General features: G+C 72.8%; 12 protein-coding genes. 5 read left to right on the top strand and 7 right to left on the bottom strand.

What is annotated here, in order from left to right:
• Positions 1 to 8 precede the first annotated feature (8 nt).
• Positions 9 to 968 (bottom strand): T3SS effector HopA1 family protein, encoded by a 960-nt coding sequence (locus IH25_RS0104710; RefSeq protein WP_157846946.1) that lies wholly within the window; start codon positions 966 to 968, stop codon positions 9 to 11.
• Positions 965 to 2,065: a class V lanthionine synthetase subunit LxmK gene (lxmK, locus tag IH25_RS0104715; RefSeq protein ID WP_063755133.1), complete on the bottom strand. Its 1,101-nt coding sequence runs from the start codon at positions 2,063 to 2,065 to the stop codon at positions 965 to 967. Before lxmK ends, IH25_RS0104710 begins: the two co-directional genes overlap by 4 nt.
• A 661-nt stretch (positions 2,066 to 2,726) precedes the next feature.
• Here lxmK and IH25_RS0104720 point away from each other — a divergent pair.
• Genes IH25_RS0104720 through IH25_RS0104740 form a run of 5 tightly spaced genes read left to right on the top strand, consistent with a single transcriptional unit; the run spans position 2,727 to position 6,936 of the window.
• The gene (locus tag IH25_RS0104720; protein ID WP_030603317.1) at positions 2,727 to 3,794 is read left to right on the top strand and encodes a glucose-1-phosphate thymidylyltransferase; all 1,068 of its coding nucleotides are present in this window, start codon (positions 2,727 to 2,729) and stop codon (positions 3,792 to 3,794) included.
• Positions 3,795 to 3,810: 16 nt separating this feature from the next.
• Positions 3,811 to 4,809: a dTDP-glucose 4,6-dehydratase gene (gene rfbB / locus IH25_RS0104725; RefSeq protein ID WP_030603319.1), complete on the top strand. Its 999-nt coding sequence runs from the start codon at positions 3,811 to 3,813 to the stop codon at positions 4,807 to 4,809.
• Positions 4,806 to 5,702, top strand: a complete 897-nt coding sequence (rfbD, locus tag IH25_RS0104730; RefSeq protein WP_051753783.1) for a dTDP-4-dehydrorhamnose reductase — start codon at positions 4,806 to 4,808, stop codon at positions 5,700 to 5,702. Before rfbB ends, rfbD begins: the two co-directional genes overlap by 4 nt.
• The gene (locus IH25_RS0104735; protein WP_078844138.1) at positions 5,690 to 6,313 is read left to right on the top strand and encodes a dTDP-4-dehydrorhamnose 3,5-epimerase family protein; all 624 of its coding nucleotides are present in this window, start codon (positions 5,690 to 5,692) and stop codon (positions 6,311 to 6,313) included. Before rfbD ends, IH25_RS0104735 begins: the two co-directional genes overlap by 13 nt.
• Complete coding sequence (locus IH25_RS0104740) at positions 6,310 to 6,936, top strand: GOLPH3/VPS74 family protein (protein WP_030603326.1); 627 nt, start codon at positions 6,310 to 6,312, stop codon at positions 6,934 to 6,936. The genes IH25_RS0104735 and IH25_RS0104740 overlap by 4 nt, the downstream gene beginning before the upstream one ends.
• A gap of 40 nt (positions 6,937 to 6,976) precedes the next feature.
• Here the strand turns inward: IH25_RS0104740 and IH25_RS0104745 are convergent, their stop codons facing one another.
• The 5 genes from IH25_RS0104745 to IH25_RS0104765 form a co-directional block, all read right to left on the bottom strand.
• Entirely contained in the window at positions 6,977 to 7,522 is a 546-nt protein-coding gene (locus IH25_RS0104745; RefSeq protein ID WP_030603329.1) for a hypothetical protein, read from the bottom strand.
• Positions 7,523 to 7,631: 109 nt separating this feature from the next.
• A complete protein-coding gene (locus tag IH25_RS0104750; protein ID WP_030603332.1) occupies positions 7,632 to 9,338 on the bottom strand; it encodes a RecQ family ATP-dependent DNA helicase in 1,707 nt (568 codons plus the stop codon).
• Between the two features lie 76 nt (positions 9,339 to 9,414).
• Positions 9,415 to 11,715 (bottom strand): prolyl oligopeptidase family serine peptidase, encoded by a 2,301-nt coding sequence (locus IH25_RS0104755; protein WP_037654342.1) that lies wholly within the window; start codon positions 11,713 to 11,715, stop codon positions 9,415 to 9,417.
• A complete protein-coding gene (locus IH25_RS0104760; RefSeq protein ID WP_030603338.1) occupies positions 11,691 to 13,472 on the bottom strand; it encodes an N-acetylglutaminylglutamine amidotransferase in 1,782 nt (593 codons plus the stop codon). Before IH25_RS0104760 ends, IH25_RS0104755 begins: the two co-directional genes overlap by 25 nt.
• A gap of 161 nt (positions 13,473 to 13,633) precedes the next feature.
• Positions 13,634 to 14,824 carry a carboxylate-amine ligase gene (locus tag IH25_RS0104765; protein WP_030603341.1) on the bottom strand — a complete coding sequence of 397 codons (1,191 nt, stop codon included), beginning with the start codon at positions 14,822 to 14,824 and terminating at the stop codon, positions 13,634 to 13,636.
• Positions 14,825 to 14,943: the final 119 nt, after the last annotated feature.

Genomic DNA, 14,943 nt, shown 5'->3' on the forward strand with positions numbered 1-14,943 from the left:
TAAGAAGCTCAGGAAGGGTGGTTGCGCGCGGGGTTGGCGGGGTCGATGGCCGCCTCGGTGAAGTGGCGTACGACGACCTGCTCGGTGTGGTCGGGGTCGGTGGCGGCTTCGACCAGGGCCGCCGCCAGGACGGTGGCGCGGTGCTGTCCGAAGCTCAGCCCCTGCCGGCCCGCGTGGGTGTCGGTGGGTTCCCAGGCGGTGGCCACGCCGGGGCACAGCCGCTCGGTGAAGGAGGAGACCGCGGGTTCGATGCCCGGCAGGTGCCCGACGGTACGGGCGATTGCGCGGGCCACGTGCTCCTGGTCGCCGTCGAGGTAGACGACGACCGCGTCGCGGCGGGGATAGAGCTCGGCGGCGGACAGCACCTTGGCGCGGTAGCCGACTCCCTCCCGCTCCAGGTAGGACAGTGTCTCCTGCCATACGGTGACGGCCTGTCGCACCTCGCGGACGTGGAGGTAGACGCGCAGGACGGCCGGTCCGCCGGTGCGTTGCCGGGAGCCGTCGACGAGGAAGAACCCGGGAGAGAGCGCGGGCCGCACCGACGGCACGACGAGGTCGACGGTGTCCCCGGGCCCCGCGCCCTCGGCGCGCAGCGCGCTCTGGGGCGCCCAGAAACGCACTCCGTCCCGCCGCACCAGCTGGTGCACGGCGCCATCGGCGTCACGGACCGGTTCGGACAGTACCCGGGCCCGGACCGTGATGTCGCGGTGCGGAACGACTTCCGCGAACTGTGCCTCCAATTTGCGGTCCCGCAGTCGCGACGGTACATGTCCGTCGGGCTGTCCCGCATGGAAAACGTCGTAAATGCTCTCGGACAGCAGCCGCCGCATTTCACGGGGTGTGTCGGCCACTATGTCCCGGTCCCGGACCCGTGCGGTGAGACGGTCCGCCGCCACGTGGATCGCCCGCACGACGTCACTTATCGCCGGCGCCAGCGAGGTGCTCAGCGCACCCATGTCTGCGGTCATGCCACGTCCCCAAAACCGAGAGTCAGCGAGAATTTCTCAGGAGATATCACCGCGGTGCGCCCCACTCCGGCCGCTGCTCTCTGAATTCCGGAGAGCCGGGTTGCGGATACGGCGCCGGCGATGAGCCGGTCCAGCAGATGCCAACCGGCGAAAGCGGTTGCCCGAACGGCCAGGCCTTCGTCGACCTCTTCGCGGGCTCCAATGTAGCCCAACCAGAATTCCCGCACCAGAGGAAGGAGCCTTTTCATTTTTTCGGCTCCGCGCTGCAGAATCAGCTCGTGCGTGTATTCCACGTCGGCGAACACGTCCTCGCCCCGGTTGGTCACCAGGTCGAGCACGGAACGGAAAATCCACTCGCCGGCGAAGGCGCCGACGTCGCGCGCCGGGTCGGCCAGGCGGAATTCCTCCCAGTCCGCGACGTACAGGTCCCCCGACCTGATGAGCAGCTGGTCGACCCGGAAGTCGCAGTGCGAGGGGACGCGCGGCGCGGCCCGCTCCGCCTCCCCCAGCCGTTCCAGCGCCTCGATCAGCACCGTGTCGCCCTGGATCAGCCGCCATGCCTCCAGCTCGCCCGCACTGGCTTGCAGATACGTCGACATGGGCAGTCCGCGCAGGTAGGGCAGCGGCGGAAAGGGCGGAGGCGCGCCGTCCAGCGCCTGGACGTCATGGGGTGGCGTGCCGTGCAGACACCCGATCGTGCGTCCCACCTCGCGCGCCTGCTCCCGGGAGAACTCCTCGTCCACCATGAGTTCGGCCCCGGTGCGCGCGTCCACGATGCGCTCGAAGACGAGAAGCCGCTGTTCGGTGTCGCTGCCCAGGAGAGCCGGCCGGCGGACGCCGTTCAGCCCCACAGCGGACGCGTAGGACTCGAAAGCGAGCGTCCGGCGCATGCGCGAGGCGACGTCCTTCTCACCGCCGCTCAGTCTTTTGACGAAGACTTCGTCGCCGTGTTCGGTGACGCCTGCCCAGGCGTTGTTCCGGCCCACCGGTGAGGTGACCGTTTCCCGCACGAAGGGGCCTAGTCCGAGTTCTTGGAGAAGTGCGTCGACCTCGGGAAAGGAGTCCAGGTCGACGGGAACTATCTTCTTGTTCTGCACAGCCTCATTGCACCTTCCGATGAGAGCGCTTCACCGCATGGGCCAGGACACGCGCGGCACACCGCCATGAATAGCGGGCAGACCTCGGATATCACTCAGGAATCGCCGGGACGCCGGCGCAAGCACACCGGACCCGCTTGTGCGTATCCGGCGAACAGTAACGTGTGACTACGCTGCGGTCAGTTCCTCACGCAGCTATTGCGAGACCCGGACGGGTGAAACCATATGCCGAGGGCACACACATGGACGCGGACAATCCGGAACGCATTCCTCCGGATGTGGGTGTGTGCAGCATCGATCCCCGTGACAAGTCAACCCCCCGAGCCCCCACGACGAGCTGGTCGCTCCCGTCGCTTTACCTTGACCTTGCCTTGCTGTTACTCGCAGTTAAACAAGGCGTTGAATTACTTTCAAGCGCCATGCACGTGGCGTACGTCACACTGGGCCCAGTGCGCCTCACAGACCACAAGGGGGTTGCAGATCCGGGCGGGGCCGTACAGGATCGGTCCAACTAGGGGGCAGCTCAGGGACGTTCGCCCGGCGCCCCCTCGGCCGGACGCACGGCGTGCCCGCGGAGCGTGGCGCGCCCGTCGGCCGCTCGCGGGCAGGGGGCACGGGCGTCCCGGCGCCGCGGCTTCGCCACGAGCCGTTAAGGATCCTGATGAAAGCGCTCATCCTCGCCGGGGGTACCGGCAGTCGCATGCGTCCCATCACGCACACCGCTGCCAAGCAGCTGGTGCCCGTGGCCAACAAACCGATCCTCTTCTACGCGATCGAGGCCCTGGTCGCCGCCGGCATCACCGAGCTGGGTGTGGTCGTGGGCGACACCGAGCGGGAGATCCGCGCCGCCGTCGGCGACGGCTCACGCTTCGGCGCACGCGTCACCTACATCGCACAGGACCGGCCGCGCGGCCTGGCGCACGCGGTGCTCGTCTCCCGGGACTTCCTCGCCGACGACGACTTCGTGATGTACCTCGGCGACAACATCCTTATCTCTGGCATCACCGATGTCGTGGCCCGGTTCCGCCGCGAGCGGCCGGCCGCCGGCATCCTGCTGACCAAGGTGGCGGACCCACGGCAGTTCGGGGTCGTCGAACTGTCACCCGACGGACAGGTCGTCCGGCTGACGGAGAAGCCCGAGCATCCCCGCAGCGACCTGGCGCTCGTCGGTGTGTACCTCTTCTCCCCCGCCGTGCACGAGGCCGTCCGCTCCGTACCGGTCTCGGCGCGCGGTGAGCTGGAGATCACCGACGCCGTCCAGTGGCTCGTCGACCACGGCCACACCGTCCGGCCCACCGTCGTGACCGGTTACTGGAAGGACACCGGGAACGTGGCCGACACCCTCGAAGTCAACCGGACGATCCTGGAGACCCTCGCGCCGGAGGTCCTCGGGTCGGTCGACTCCAGCAGCGAACTCGTCGGCAGGGTTCGTATCGAACGCGGAGCCAGCGTCGTCCGTTCCCGGATCGTCGGCCCCGCCGTCATCGGGGCGAACACCGTGGTGGCCGACTCCTACATTGGCCCCTCCACCTCGGTGGCGGACGACTGCCGGATCACCGGCAGCGAACTGGAGTTCTCCATCGTGCTGAACCGGTCCGTCATCGACGGGGTGGGACGCATCGAGGCCTCGCTCATCGGCCGCGACGCCCGGGTGCGGCGGGCCGGGAAGGTGCCACGCGCCCACCGCCTCGTCCTCGGGGACCACAGCAACGTCCAGATCGCCTCCTGACCGACCGGGTACCGCCATGAGAATGCTCGTCACCGGAGGAGCCGGCTTCATCGGTTCCCACTTCGTGCGTCTGCTCCTCGGACCGCACGGCGGACGCACCACCGCCGTCACCGTCGTGGACGCGCTCACCTACGCGGGGAACCCGGCCAACCTCGCCGCCGTCGCCGACGATCCCCGGTACTCCTTCGTGCACGGGGACGTCCGCGACCGCGACCTGATGTCGGCGCTCGTCGCCGGGCACGACGCCGTGGTCCACTTCGCCGCCGAGTCGCACGTCGACCACTCCCTCACCCGCGCCGCCGACTTCGTGTCCACGAACGTCCAGGGCACCCGGACGATCCTGGACGCCCTGGTGGAGCACACCACCGCACACACGCCCAGGACGCTGCTGCACGTCTCCACCGACGAGGTGTACGGCTCGATCGCCGAGGGCTCCTGGCCGGAAGGGCAACCGCTGGCCCCGCGCTCCCCGTACGCGGCCTCCAAGGCCGCGGCCGACCTGCTCGTCCTCGCCTACCACCACACCCACGGCATCGATGTCCGGGTGACCCGCTGTTCCAACAACTACGGCCCGTACCAGCACCCCGAGAAGATCATCCCGTTGTTCACCACACGGCTGCTCCAAGGCGGCACCGTCCCTCTCTACGGCGACGGCCGGCACATACGGGACTGGCTGCACGTCGAGGACCACTGCGCCGCCCTGCTGCGGGTCCTGGAACACGGCCGCCCCGGCGAGGTCTACAACATCGGGGCCGGCGACGAACTGAGCAACCTCCAGCTCACCGAGATGCTGCTGGCGGCGACCGCCGCGTCCCGGGACCGGATCGCGTACGTCACGGACCGCAAGGGCCACGACCGGCGCTACTCCGTGGACAGCCGCAAGATCCGCGGAGAGCTGGGCTGGTCCCCACGCCACCGCTTCGCCGACGGTCTGGCCGCGACCGTCGCCTGGTACCGCGACAACCGCGCCTGGTGGGAGCCGCTGACCCCCGCCGGCCGGCGGAGCCCGGCATGAGCGCGCCCGAACGATGGCTCGTCATCGGGGCGTCCGGCCGGTTGGGGCGGGAACTGTGCGACGCGCTGCGCGGACGCGGCCACATAGTGGCGGCCCCCTCCCGCGGCCGGCTCGACGTCACCGACGGGGCCGCCGTCGCCCGGTACCTCTCCGACTGGGCGCCCGACATCACGGTCAACTGCGCCGCCTGGACGAGGGTGGACGACGCCGAGCGGCACGAGGCCGAAGCGCTGCGGATCAACGCCGAGGCGCCCCGGTACCTCGCCCGGGCCTGCCGCGCCACGCGCTCACGCCTCTTCCACCTGTCCACCGACGCCGTGTTCTCACCGGCCGCCGGGCACCCGCCCCGCCCTTTCCCCGAGGACCACCCTCCCGCTCCCGTCAACGCCTATGGCCGCTCCAAGCACGCCGGCGAGCGGGCGGTGCTCGAGGAACTGCCCCACCGGAGCACCGTCGTGCGCACCGCGTGGCTCTACGGGCGGCACGGGAGCAGCTTCGTGCGGACCATGCTGCGCCACGCGGCCGGGCAGGGCACCGTACGCGTCGCGCACGACCAGTACGGCCAGCCCACGTCGGCCACCGACGTGCTGTGCGCCCTGCTCGCGCTGGCGGACGCTCCCCCGGCACGGACCACCGGTGTCTTCCACGCCACCTGCCTCGGCAGCACCACGTGGTACGGGCTGGCGCGGGAGGTCTTCCGGCTGGCCGGCGCCGACCCCGATCGCGTCGAGCCCGTCACCACGGCGTCGCTCGGCCGGCCGGCACCACGTCCGGCCTGGTCCGTGCTCGGCCACGACCGGTGGCGCGAGCTCGGCGTCCTGCCCGTACGGCCGTGGGCCGAGGCACTGGCCGCGTTCTGCCGTACGGAGGTGAGCGCATGCTGCGGCCACTGAGCATCGACGGCGCCTACGCCGTCCGGCCCGAGGTCCACCGCGACTCCCGCGGTTCCTTCCACGAGTGGTTCCGCGGCGAGGAGTTCACGGCGGTCACCGGCCGTTCCTTCGCCGTCGCGCAGGCGAACTGCTCCGTGTCCCGGCGCGGCACCCTGCGCGGCATCCACTACGCGAGCGTGCCGCCCGGCCAGGCCAAGTACGTGAGCTGTGTCCGTGGAGCGGTGTGGGACGTGATCGTGGACCTGCGCACCGATTCACCGACGTACCGCCGCTGGGAAGCGCTCCGCCTGGACGATGAGCACCACACGGCGGTCTTCGCCGCCGAAGGGCTCGGTCATGCCTTCCTGGCGCTCACCGACGACGCCACCATGATGTACCTCTGCTCCAGCACCTACGCGCCGGAGCGGGAGCACGGCATCCACCCGTTCGACCCGGAGATCGGCATCAGCTGGCCGGAGGGCTACTCCTACCTGCTGTCGCCGAAGGACGACCGCGCACCCGGCCTGGCCGCCGCCGAGGCCGCCGGCACGCTCCCGCGCGGCAGCGCCCTTCCGGCGCCCGCACGACCGGCAAGCGCACCCCACCACGACCAGGAAGGCCGTTGCCGATGAAGACGACACTCGGTGAAGAGATCATGCTGTTGACGCTGGACGACGAGACCGGTGTCGTCCAGGAGCGGACCCGGGCCGACCACGCGGTGGCGGCGGCCACGCTCGCGGAGCTGGCGCTGGCCGGCAGGATCGGGATCGTGGACGGCGACGTCGCCGTCCAGGACCGGTCCCCGATGGGCGTGCCCGCGCTCGACACCGCTCTGGAGACGATCGCCGCGCGCGAGAAGCCGGCCGAGCCGTACGCATGGGTGTCGCGGCTGGCCCGGACGGCGGTCGCCGACGCGCGGCGCGGCCTGCTGGACAAGGGGCTGGTACGGGAGGAGAGGAAGAAGCGCTGGGGCGTGTTCTCCGTGACCCGCTACCCGGAAGCGGACGGCGCGCCGGAAGCCGCGTTGCGTGCCGGGCTGTCGCGGGTGGTGCTGGACGGGGCGGACCCGGACGAGCGGCAGTCGGCGCTGCTGGCGGTGGTGCACGGCGCCGGACTGCACGAGTCGGCCTTCCCCGGGGCCGACCAGCGGGCCGTGGCGCGGCGGCTGGCGCGACTGGCGCAAGGGAGCTGGGCGGCGGTCGCGGTGCGCGAAGCCCTGGAGAACCTTCAGATCGAGTTCATCGCGTCGACCTGACAGGGACCCGGACGGATGATGACTTCCCTGACGCGAGGGCTCAGCCCGTCGTGGTGGCCAGTGCCTCCTGGGCCTGGCGGACGCGCCACTCCTCGATCGTTTCCTGTTGCCGCCGGGCTCGTTCGAGCAGGGTGTCGAGCCGGGCCGGGTCCAGGCGTTCGCCGGTCGCACCGAGCCGACGCAGCATCTGCCAGCAGGCCGTCTTCCCCTCGATCCCCAGCCGCAGGGCCTCCAGGTCCAGGACGGTGCCGAGCGGTGAGGGACGCACCAGGTGCCCGTTGGGCTTCAGCCGTCCCAGTTTCTCGGCCGCCCAGCCCGCGCACACCTTGTACCGGCGAACGGGGACGCCGAGGTCCCGCATGATGTCCAGCAGCGCGGACCGGTCCTCGGCGATCTCGGCCGCCACGGGCTCGATCGCGCGGCCGAGCGCGGACCCGCGGGCGGTACGCGCCAGGCGGGCGGCCCGATCGGTACCGGCGGTCGCGCCGGCGAGGTGGTCGTTGAGGTAGATGCCGAGCAGCCTCGTGCCGGCACCTCGTCCGGTGGGCCGGCGCCGGGTGGCGCCGGGGTACGCGGGGGCGTTCATCTGCGGCCTCCTTCGGTCGCGGTGGGGGATGGGATTCCTTCCTCGCTCGGCACGGTGCCGCTGTCCGGCGCGCGGCGGCGCGGGCCGGGCGCCCGTACATGCCGCCGGTTCACGGCCCGGCCCGGCTGTCGTCCGGTCCGCTCACCACCGTGAGCAGGTCGTCCCGTGCGGCCAGGGCGTCCAGGGAGAGGGTGCGGTAGCCGACCTCGTCGAAGAGCACGGTGATGCGGTCGCCCTCCTCGCTCAGCACGGTGCCGCCGCCCCACTCTCCGTGCCGTACCGCGGCTCCCGGCGGATAGGCGCCCGCGTCCGGGTGCCGCTCGGTGCCCGTCGCGTCGCCGGAGCCGCTCTCCGGCTCGTCGCAGCTGTCGCAGTTGCCGCAAGGAGCCTCGTACTCCTCCCCGAAGTAGCCCAGGAGGAAGCGGCGCCGGCAGCCGGTGGTCTCGGCGTACGCCCGGGCCATGTCCACGCGGGAGCAGTCCATGCGCTTGTGGGCCTCGGCGGTGTCCACGGCCCGGCGCACCGCGCGTGAGGGGGTCGTGCCCCGGACCGGCCGGATGGCACCCGAGGCGTCCGTGACCAGGGCACCAGCCTCCTCCAGCAGGTTCACGGCCGCGGTGACCCGGGCGCGCGACATGTCGGTGTCCCGTCGCAGTCCGGCGACGTCCGGTGGAGCGCCGCGGTGGGCGTGGACCGCCCGGACGACCGCCTCCACGGCCTTTGGGCGGGGCGTGCGGCTGCTGAAGTACGCCTGCATCCCCGTGTCCTCGGTGCGGTAGTGCAGGACGGCGAGGGCGGGCCGTCCGTCGCGGCCGCAGCGCCCGATCTCCTGGTAGTAGGCGTCCAGGGAGCCCGGCAGCGACGCGTGCAGCACGAACCGCACGTTCTCCTTGTCGATGCCCATCCCGAAGGCCGAGGTGGCCACCACGACATCCAGGCCGCCGGAGAGGAACTCCTCGTGGATCCGGCGGCGTTCGGCGGCGCGCAGGCCCGCGTGGTAGGCGCCGGCCGCGAACCCGAGGGAGGCCAGCTCGGCGGCGTACGACTCGCTGTCCTTGCGCGTCGCCGCGTAGACGATGCCGGGCTTGGGGGCGGCCGCGGCGTCCTCGATGACGCGGGACCGCCGTTCGTCGTCCGCCAGGTGGAGGCGCACGTCGAGCCTGATGTTGGGGCGGTCGAATCCGGTGACGAGCTGCCGCGGCCGGTCCATGCCGAGCCGTTCGACGATGTCCTGCCGTACCGGGGGCGCGGCGGTGGCCGTGAGCGCGAGGACGGGCGGGCGGCCGAGCCTGCGGACGGCCTGGGCCAGGCGCAGGTAGTCGGGGCGGAAGTCGTGGCCCCACGAGGACACGCACTGGGCCTCGTCCACCACGAAGAGGGCCGGGTGTGCCTCGGCCAGCCGCTGTACGACGTCGTCCTTGGCCAGTTGCTCCGGTGACAGGTAGACGTACCGCACCGCGCCCTCGCGCACCGCCGCCCAGGCGTCCTCGGTCCCGGCCGCGCCGAGGTCGGAGTTGACGGCGACGGCGCCCGGGCCGCGGTCGCCGCCGGGCAGTCCCGCGATCTGGTCGCGTTGCAGGGCCAGCAGCGGTGACACGACGACGACCGGCCCGTCCAGCAGCAGGGCGGGCACCTGGTAGACGGCGGACTTGCCCGATCCGGTCGGCATGACGACGAGACCGTCCCGCCCCTCCAGCACCCACTCCATGGCGGTGAGCTGTCCGGGACGCAGTTCCTTCCAGCCGAACACCTCGGCGGCCGTCTCACGCAGCCGCCCGGCCCACCGGCCGCGGGCCGGTGGTCCTTCCCCGGTCATGGCGCGCTCCTCGTTCGGTGGCAGGGCTGTTCCGGGTACCCCGGGCCGGTCCGGCGACGCGCGTGTCTCCGCACGGTCACGTGCCCAGCCGGCGCTGCAGCCAGTCGGCGGCGGCCCGGCGGAAGAGGCGGCGGTTGTCGGCGCGGAGGAACTCGTGTCCTTCGTCGGGCAGGGTGAGCAGTTCCGCGGTCACACCGCGTTCGCGTGCCGCCCGTACGAACTGCTCCGACTCCCCCGGCGGCACATTGGTGTCGTGCTCCCCGTGCACGGCTAGCACCGGTGCCCGCAGTGCGTCGACGCGGCTCATCGGTGACAGCGCCCGCAGCAGTTCGCGGTCGCGCTCGGGGTGGCCGTACTTGTGGGCCGCCGACTGGGCGATCCAGGGTTCGGTGCCCTCGAAGAACGTCAGGAGGTCCGACATGCCGCACACCGCGATGCCGGTGCGGAAGAGGTCCGGGTGCCAGACCAGCGAGGCATAGGTGAGATATCCGCCGTACGAGCGTCCCATCACCGCCAGCCGGGCGGGGTCGGCCAGGCCCGCCAGCACGGCGTGGGCGGCGCAGTCCGCCACGTCGTCGATGGCGGCGAACCGCCCCCTGCCCAGGTCCGCGTCGACGAACGACCGGCCGTATCCGGACGACCCGCGGACGTCGGGTGCGAAGACGTCGACTCCTCGCCCGAGGATCTCGTGGTACAGCGGGTCGAGCACGGGGCGTTCCTGGTCCTCGGGACCGCCGTGCAGATGGATGACGCAGGGCGCCGGTTCGCCGGGGGCGCGGCCCGGCGCGCGGTAGTACCAGCCGTGCAGCGGCAGCCCGTCCCGGGCGGTGGGGCGCAGGGGGTCCGGGCGCACGGGCGGGCGGCCCGGGGGAACGGCGTCCTCGTCGCGTGACGACCACGGGGTGCGCACCGGGGTCGCCCCGTCGGGCAGCCACCAGATGCCGGGGCGGCGGCGGGACCCGGACAGGGCCAGCAGCGGCCGGGGGCCGGCGGCCGTGATGCGGGTGACCACTTCGTGCGGCAGGGACACGGGCCGGTACGAGACCGTGTCCGCGCCGGGCGGGTACGAGACCGTGTCCGCGCCGGCCCGGTCGGCCGCGGCCTCGTCCGGCCCCAGCCCGACGGCCGCGCTCGTGTCCAGGACCTCCAGCTCGCTCACGCCCCGGACGTTCCAGGCGAGCACGGCGGAATCGCCGTCGCGGGCGCACCGCAGCAGCTCCAGGCCGCTGTTCTCCCGCGAGGCGGCGACCGACCAGCCGCGCGGGCGTCCGTCCGGGTCGAGCGCTGCGGCGAGCAGGACCGCGAACTCCCGGTGGGCGTCGCTGCGCAGCCAGAGGGTGTCCGCGCGGGGTGAGAAGCCGCCGATCCACGGGTCCCCGTCGGCCACCGGCATCACGCAGGTCGTCTCCAGGTCGGCGGTGCGCAGGACGACGGCCTCGCGCCGGCCGCGGGGTCCCCGGCGCAGCAGCGCGAGCGCGCCGTCCCGGCTGAGATCGCACACGCGGAGCGTCGCCGCGTCCTTCTCGACGGCGAGCAGGACGGGGGCGTCGACACCGTCGGGGTCGACGAGGTACGCCGACAGTCCGTCGCCGAACCCGGCTGCCGGGGCGGTCCCGCCCGGTGCGCCGATCGCCGCCGTCCGGACCGTGAGCACGGGTGACGGCAGCGCGGGGCCGGGGGCCGTGTGAGGCGCCGGACCGAGCAGTTCCGTGCCGGCCGCCCGGTCCTGCCAGTGGGCCGGCAGGCGGCCGTCGGCCGCGCCGGGGCCGGGCGCACCGGCCTCCGCCGTGGTCTCCGGGCCGGGTACGGCGGTGGGCACCGCGACGGTGACCGCGACCGCCGACCCGTCGTACGCCCAGCAGCCCAGGTGGGCGGAGCTGCCCGGCTCGGCCCCGGCGAGGATGTGCCGGTCGCCGCCGTCGGGGCGGACGCACAGGACCCGGGTGTGCTCACCGCCCCCGGGGGCCGTGGTGTAGGCGATCCAGCGGCCGTCGGGCGACCAGGACACCTCGGTCACGGGGTCCGGTCCGTCGTCGAGCAGGTGCACGGCCTCGCCGTCGACGGGTCCCGTCCACAGCTGTGGCACGCCGCCCCGGTCGCAGATGAAGGCGACGCGGGTGCCGGACGGGTCGGCCGAGGGGTACCAGCAGCCGTGCGCGATGAGCCGCGTCGTCGCCTCGCGGGGCCCGGAGGCGTTCGGCAACGGGACGCGGGCGGGTGCGGCGAAGGCGGCGGTACGGCCGGCCGGGGCCGATGGGGTCGGCGGGACGGCCCGCTTCGGGCGGGCGGTGGAGGGCCGCCCGGCACCGGCGGCGCCGGTGCCGGGCGAGTGGGCCACGAAGGACTCCCCGGTCAGATTCCGTGCGTCTGCAGCCATATCTCCAGCAAAGCCACTTGCCACAGCGCGTTCGCTCCGCGCCTGGTGCGGTGTCGGTCGGGGGCCGCCAGCAGTTCGGCGACGTAGGACTCCTGGAAGACGCCGCGGCGCTTCGCCTCGGGAGCGCCCAGCGCCTCGCGCACCCGCTCCAGGACGGGTCCGGCCATGTGCGTGATCGCCGGGACCGGGAAGTAGCCCTTGGGACGGTCGACCACCTCGCGGGGCAGCAGTTTGCGGCCGGCCTCCTTGAGGACGCCCTTCCCGCCGTCGGCCAGCTTCAGCTCCGGCGGGCAGGCGGCCGCCAGCTCGACCAGTTCGTGGTCCAGGAAGGGCACGCGGGCCTCCAGGCCCCAGTCCATCGTCATGTTGTCGACCCGCTTGACCGGGTCGTCGACCAGCATGACGTGGGTGTCGAGGCGCAGGGCGGCGTCGAGCGCCGTCTCGGCGCCCGGCGCCGCCATGTGCTCCTGGACGAACCGGCCGGAGACGTCGTCTTGCGGCAGCATGTCCGGTTGCAGCATCGTGGCGAGGTCGGCGTGCGACCGGTCGAAGTACGTCTCGGCGTACCTCCGCGGCTCCTCTTCGCGGGCCGCGGACGCCAGTTCCGGGTACCAGTGGTAGCCGGCGAAGACCTCGTCGGCGCCCTGCCCGCTCTGGACGACCTTGACGTTCCGCGACACCTGCTCGGACAGCAGGTGGAAGGCGACCACGTCGTGGCTCATCATGGGCTCGCTCATCGCCGCGACCGCCGCGTCCAGGGCCGTCGACACACGCTGCGAGGGGACCACGAACTTCTGGTGATCGGTGGCGAACTCCCTGGCCACCAGGTCGGAGTAGCGGAACTCGTCCCCTTCGTCACCGCCCTCCGCCTCGAAGCCCACGCTGAACGTCGCCAGGTCCCGCTGCCCCTCGTCGGCCAGCAGCGCCACGATCAGGCTGGAGTCCAGACCCCCGGACAGCAGGACCCCGACCGGGACGTCGGCGACCATCCGGCGGCGTACGGCGGTGCGCAGCGCGTCCAGCACCGCGTCCCGCCACTCGGCGGCGCCCATCCCGGCGTGCTCGGGGCGGCGGGTGTACGACGGCTGCCAGTAGCGGTGTTCCCGGTAGGTGCCGTCCGGCTCGACGACCCGCACGGTGGCCGGGGGGAGCTTGCGCACGCCCGCCAGCACGGTCCGGGGGGCGGCCACGGTCGCGTGCCAGCTGAGGTACTGGTGCAGGGCGGCCGGGTCGAGGGAGGTGTCCACGTCACCGGCCGCGAGCAGGGCGGGCAGCGAGGAGGCGAAGCGCAGCCGCCCCGGGGTCTGTGCCAGGTACAGGGGCTTGATGCCGAGCCGGTCGCGGCCCAGGACCAGGCGGCCGGTCCGGTGCTCGACGAGGGCGAAGGCGAACATGCCGTAGAGGCGGTCGACGCAGGCGGTACCCCACTGCCGGTAGGCCGCGAGGAGGACCTCGGTGTCGGAGGTGGACCGGAAGCGGTGGCCGAGGGCCGTCAGTTCCGCGCGCAGCTCCTGGTAGTTGTAGATGCACCCGTTGAAGACGCCGGTGATCTCCTGCCCGGTGTCGGTCAGGGGCTGCGCCCCGCGCTCGGAGAGGTCGATGATCTTCAGCCGGCGGTGTCCCAGCGCGACGGCGTCCCGTGACCACACCCCCTCCCCGTCGGGCCCGCGGGGGGCGAGCCGGTCGTTCATCCGCTCGACGGCCGCCAGGTCGGGGCGCGTGCCGTCGAAGCGCATCTCTCCGCTCAGGCCGCACATCGGCAACGACCTCCCCACCGCGTGAACGGGTCGCACAGGGTGCGCGGCGGGCCGCCCGCCGGTATGTGGCCGGGACTGATCGACACGGTGAAGCTTCTCCTTCGCCTCAAGTGAATACGGGGATGGGGGCGCGTGCGTGGGCCGGGGGATGCCGCGTGTGCTCAGCGGCCGGCGATCCCGGCCCGGCCGGCCCCGGAGGAGCGGGCGACGGGCCGCCCGGAGGTGGTGAGGTTGCGGGCGGGAGCGGCGGGCCGGCGGCGCGGAGGCGCCTCGCCCCGGGTCTCCGCGATCGCCAGGTCCGTGCAGGCGAGCAGGTCCTCCGCCTCGGCGGCGCGGCGCATGCGGTGGGCGGCGCTGCCGGCCGCGAGGGCCCGCTCCGCGAGGTCCCGGACCGTGGTCCAGTCCCCGGCGGCCTCCAGCGCCGGGCGCACCCGTTCCAGCAGGCGCCGTACGACCTGCGCCGCGGGTGCCTCGTGCCGGGTCCCGGGATCGATCAGGGCACCTTCCAGGCCCGACCGCGCGGCCCGCCAGGAAGCCGCGCGCAGCCACTCGTGCCGCCCGTCGCACCTGGGCGCGTCCGCCGCCTCCAGCCGCCGGCGGGCCTCGGTCACCAGGGCGCGGTAGAGCCCGGCGACCAGGACGACCGTTTCCGGCCGGGGGCAGGCGTCGCAGATGCGCAGTTCGAGGGTCTGCTGGTGGGCGGACGGGCGGATATCGTGGTAGATCATTCCGGCGTCACTGATGACACCGGAGTCGATCAGGCACCGCACGGCCGCGTCGTACTCGGCGGCGTCGGCGTAGCATCCCGGCGGGCCCGCGGTGGGCCAGCGCTGCCACACCATGGTCCGCCAGCTGGCGTAGCCGGTGTCGGCGCCCAGCCAGAAGGGGGAACTGGCGGACAGGGCCAGCAGGACGTGCAGCCACGGGGACACCTCGCACATGACGCGTACGGCCAGGTCGCGGTCGGGCACGTCGACGTGGACGTGGGTTCCGCAGATCAGCTGCTCGTCGGCGACCATGCGGTATTCGTCGACCATGTGGCGGTAGCGGCGCCCGGCGGTCGGGCGGGTGTCCTGCGGGCGGGCGAGCGGCACGGTACCGGCGGCCACGACGGCCAGCCCGTGGGCGCTCGCCGCGGCATCGAGCCTGCGTCTGGCACCGACCACGTCGTCGTACAGGTCGGCGAGGGACTCGTGCACACCGCTGTTCGTCTCGACGGTCGCCTGCTGCAGTTCGGTCGTGAAGGTGTCTGCGGGGAGTGTTTCCAGCATGGTGTCGGCGCGGGGCGCGAGCAGGCCCGTCTCCACCTCGACGATGTGGAATTCCTCTTCGACTCCGATGCGAACGGTCACGGTACTCCTTGAGGTGACGGGCGAGCGCTGACTGCCTCGGCCGGGAACCGGCCCGCCCCGCCGGTCCGCCGGTGCGGGGCTGTGCACCTCCGACTTCCCACCAGACCCATTACTAAGCA

Source organism: Streptomyces achromogenes subsp. achromogenes (assembly GCF_000720835.1).
Lineage (GTDB): Bacteria > Actinomycetota > Actinomycetes > Streptomycetales > Streptomycetaceae > Streptomyces > Streptomyces achromogenes.

Bases quoted from the DNA above. Each gene is read 5' to 3' on its own strand.
- IH25_RS0104760 (WP_030603338.1), bottom strand. From the start codon at position 13,472: ATGTGCGGCCTGAGCGGAGAGATGCGCTTCGACGGCACGCGCCCCGAC.
- rfbD (WP_051753783.1), top strand. From the start codon at position 4,806: ATGAGCGCGCCCGAACGATGGCTCGTCATCGGGGCGTCCGGCCGGTTG.
- rfbB (WP_030603319.1), top strand. From the start codon at position 3,811: ATGAGAATGCTCGTCACCGGAGGAGCCGGCTTCATCGGTTCCCACTTC.
- IH25_RS0104750 (WP_030603332.1), bottom strand. From the start codon at position 9,338: ATGACCGGGGAAGGACCACCGGCCCGCGGCCGGTGGGCCGGGCGGCTG.
- IH25_RS0104745 (WP_030603329.1), bottom strand. From the start codon at position 7,522: ATGAACGCCCCCGCGTACCCCGGCGCCACCCGGCGCCGGCCCACCGGA.
- IH25_RS0104720 (WP_030603317.1), top strand. From the start codon at position 2,727: ATGAAAGCGCTCATCCTCGCCGGGGGTACCGGCAGTCGCATGCGTCCC.
- IH25_RS0104755 (WP_037654342.1), bottom strand. From the start codon at position 11,715: ATGGCTGCAGACGCACGGAATCTGACCGGGGAGTCCTTCGTGGCCCAC.
- IH25_RS0104710 (WP_157846946.1), bottom strand. From the start codon at position 968: ATGACCGCAGACATGGGTGCGCTGAGCACCTCGCTGGCGCCGGCGATA.
- IH25_RS0104740 (WP_030603326.1), top strand. From the start codon at position 6,310: ATGAAGACGACACTCGGTGAAGAGATCATGCTGTTGACGCTGGACGAC.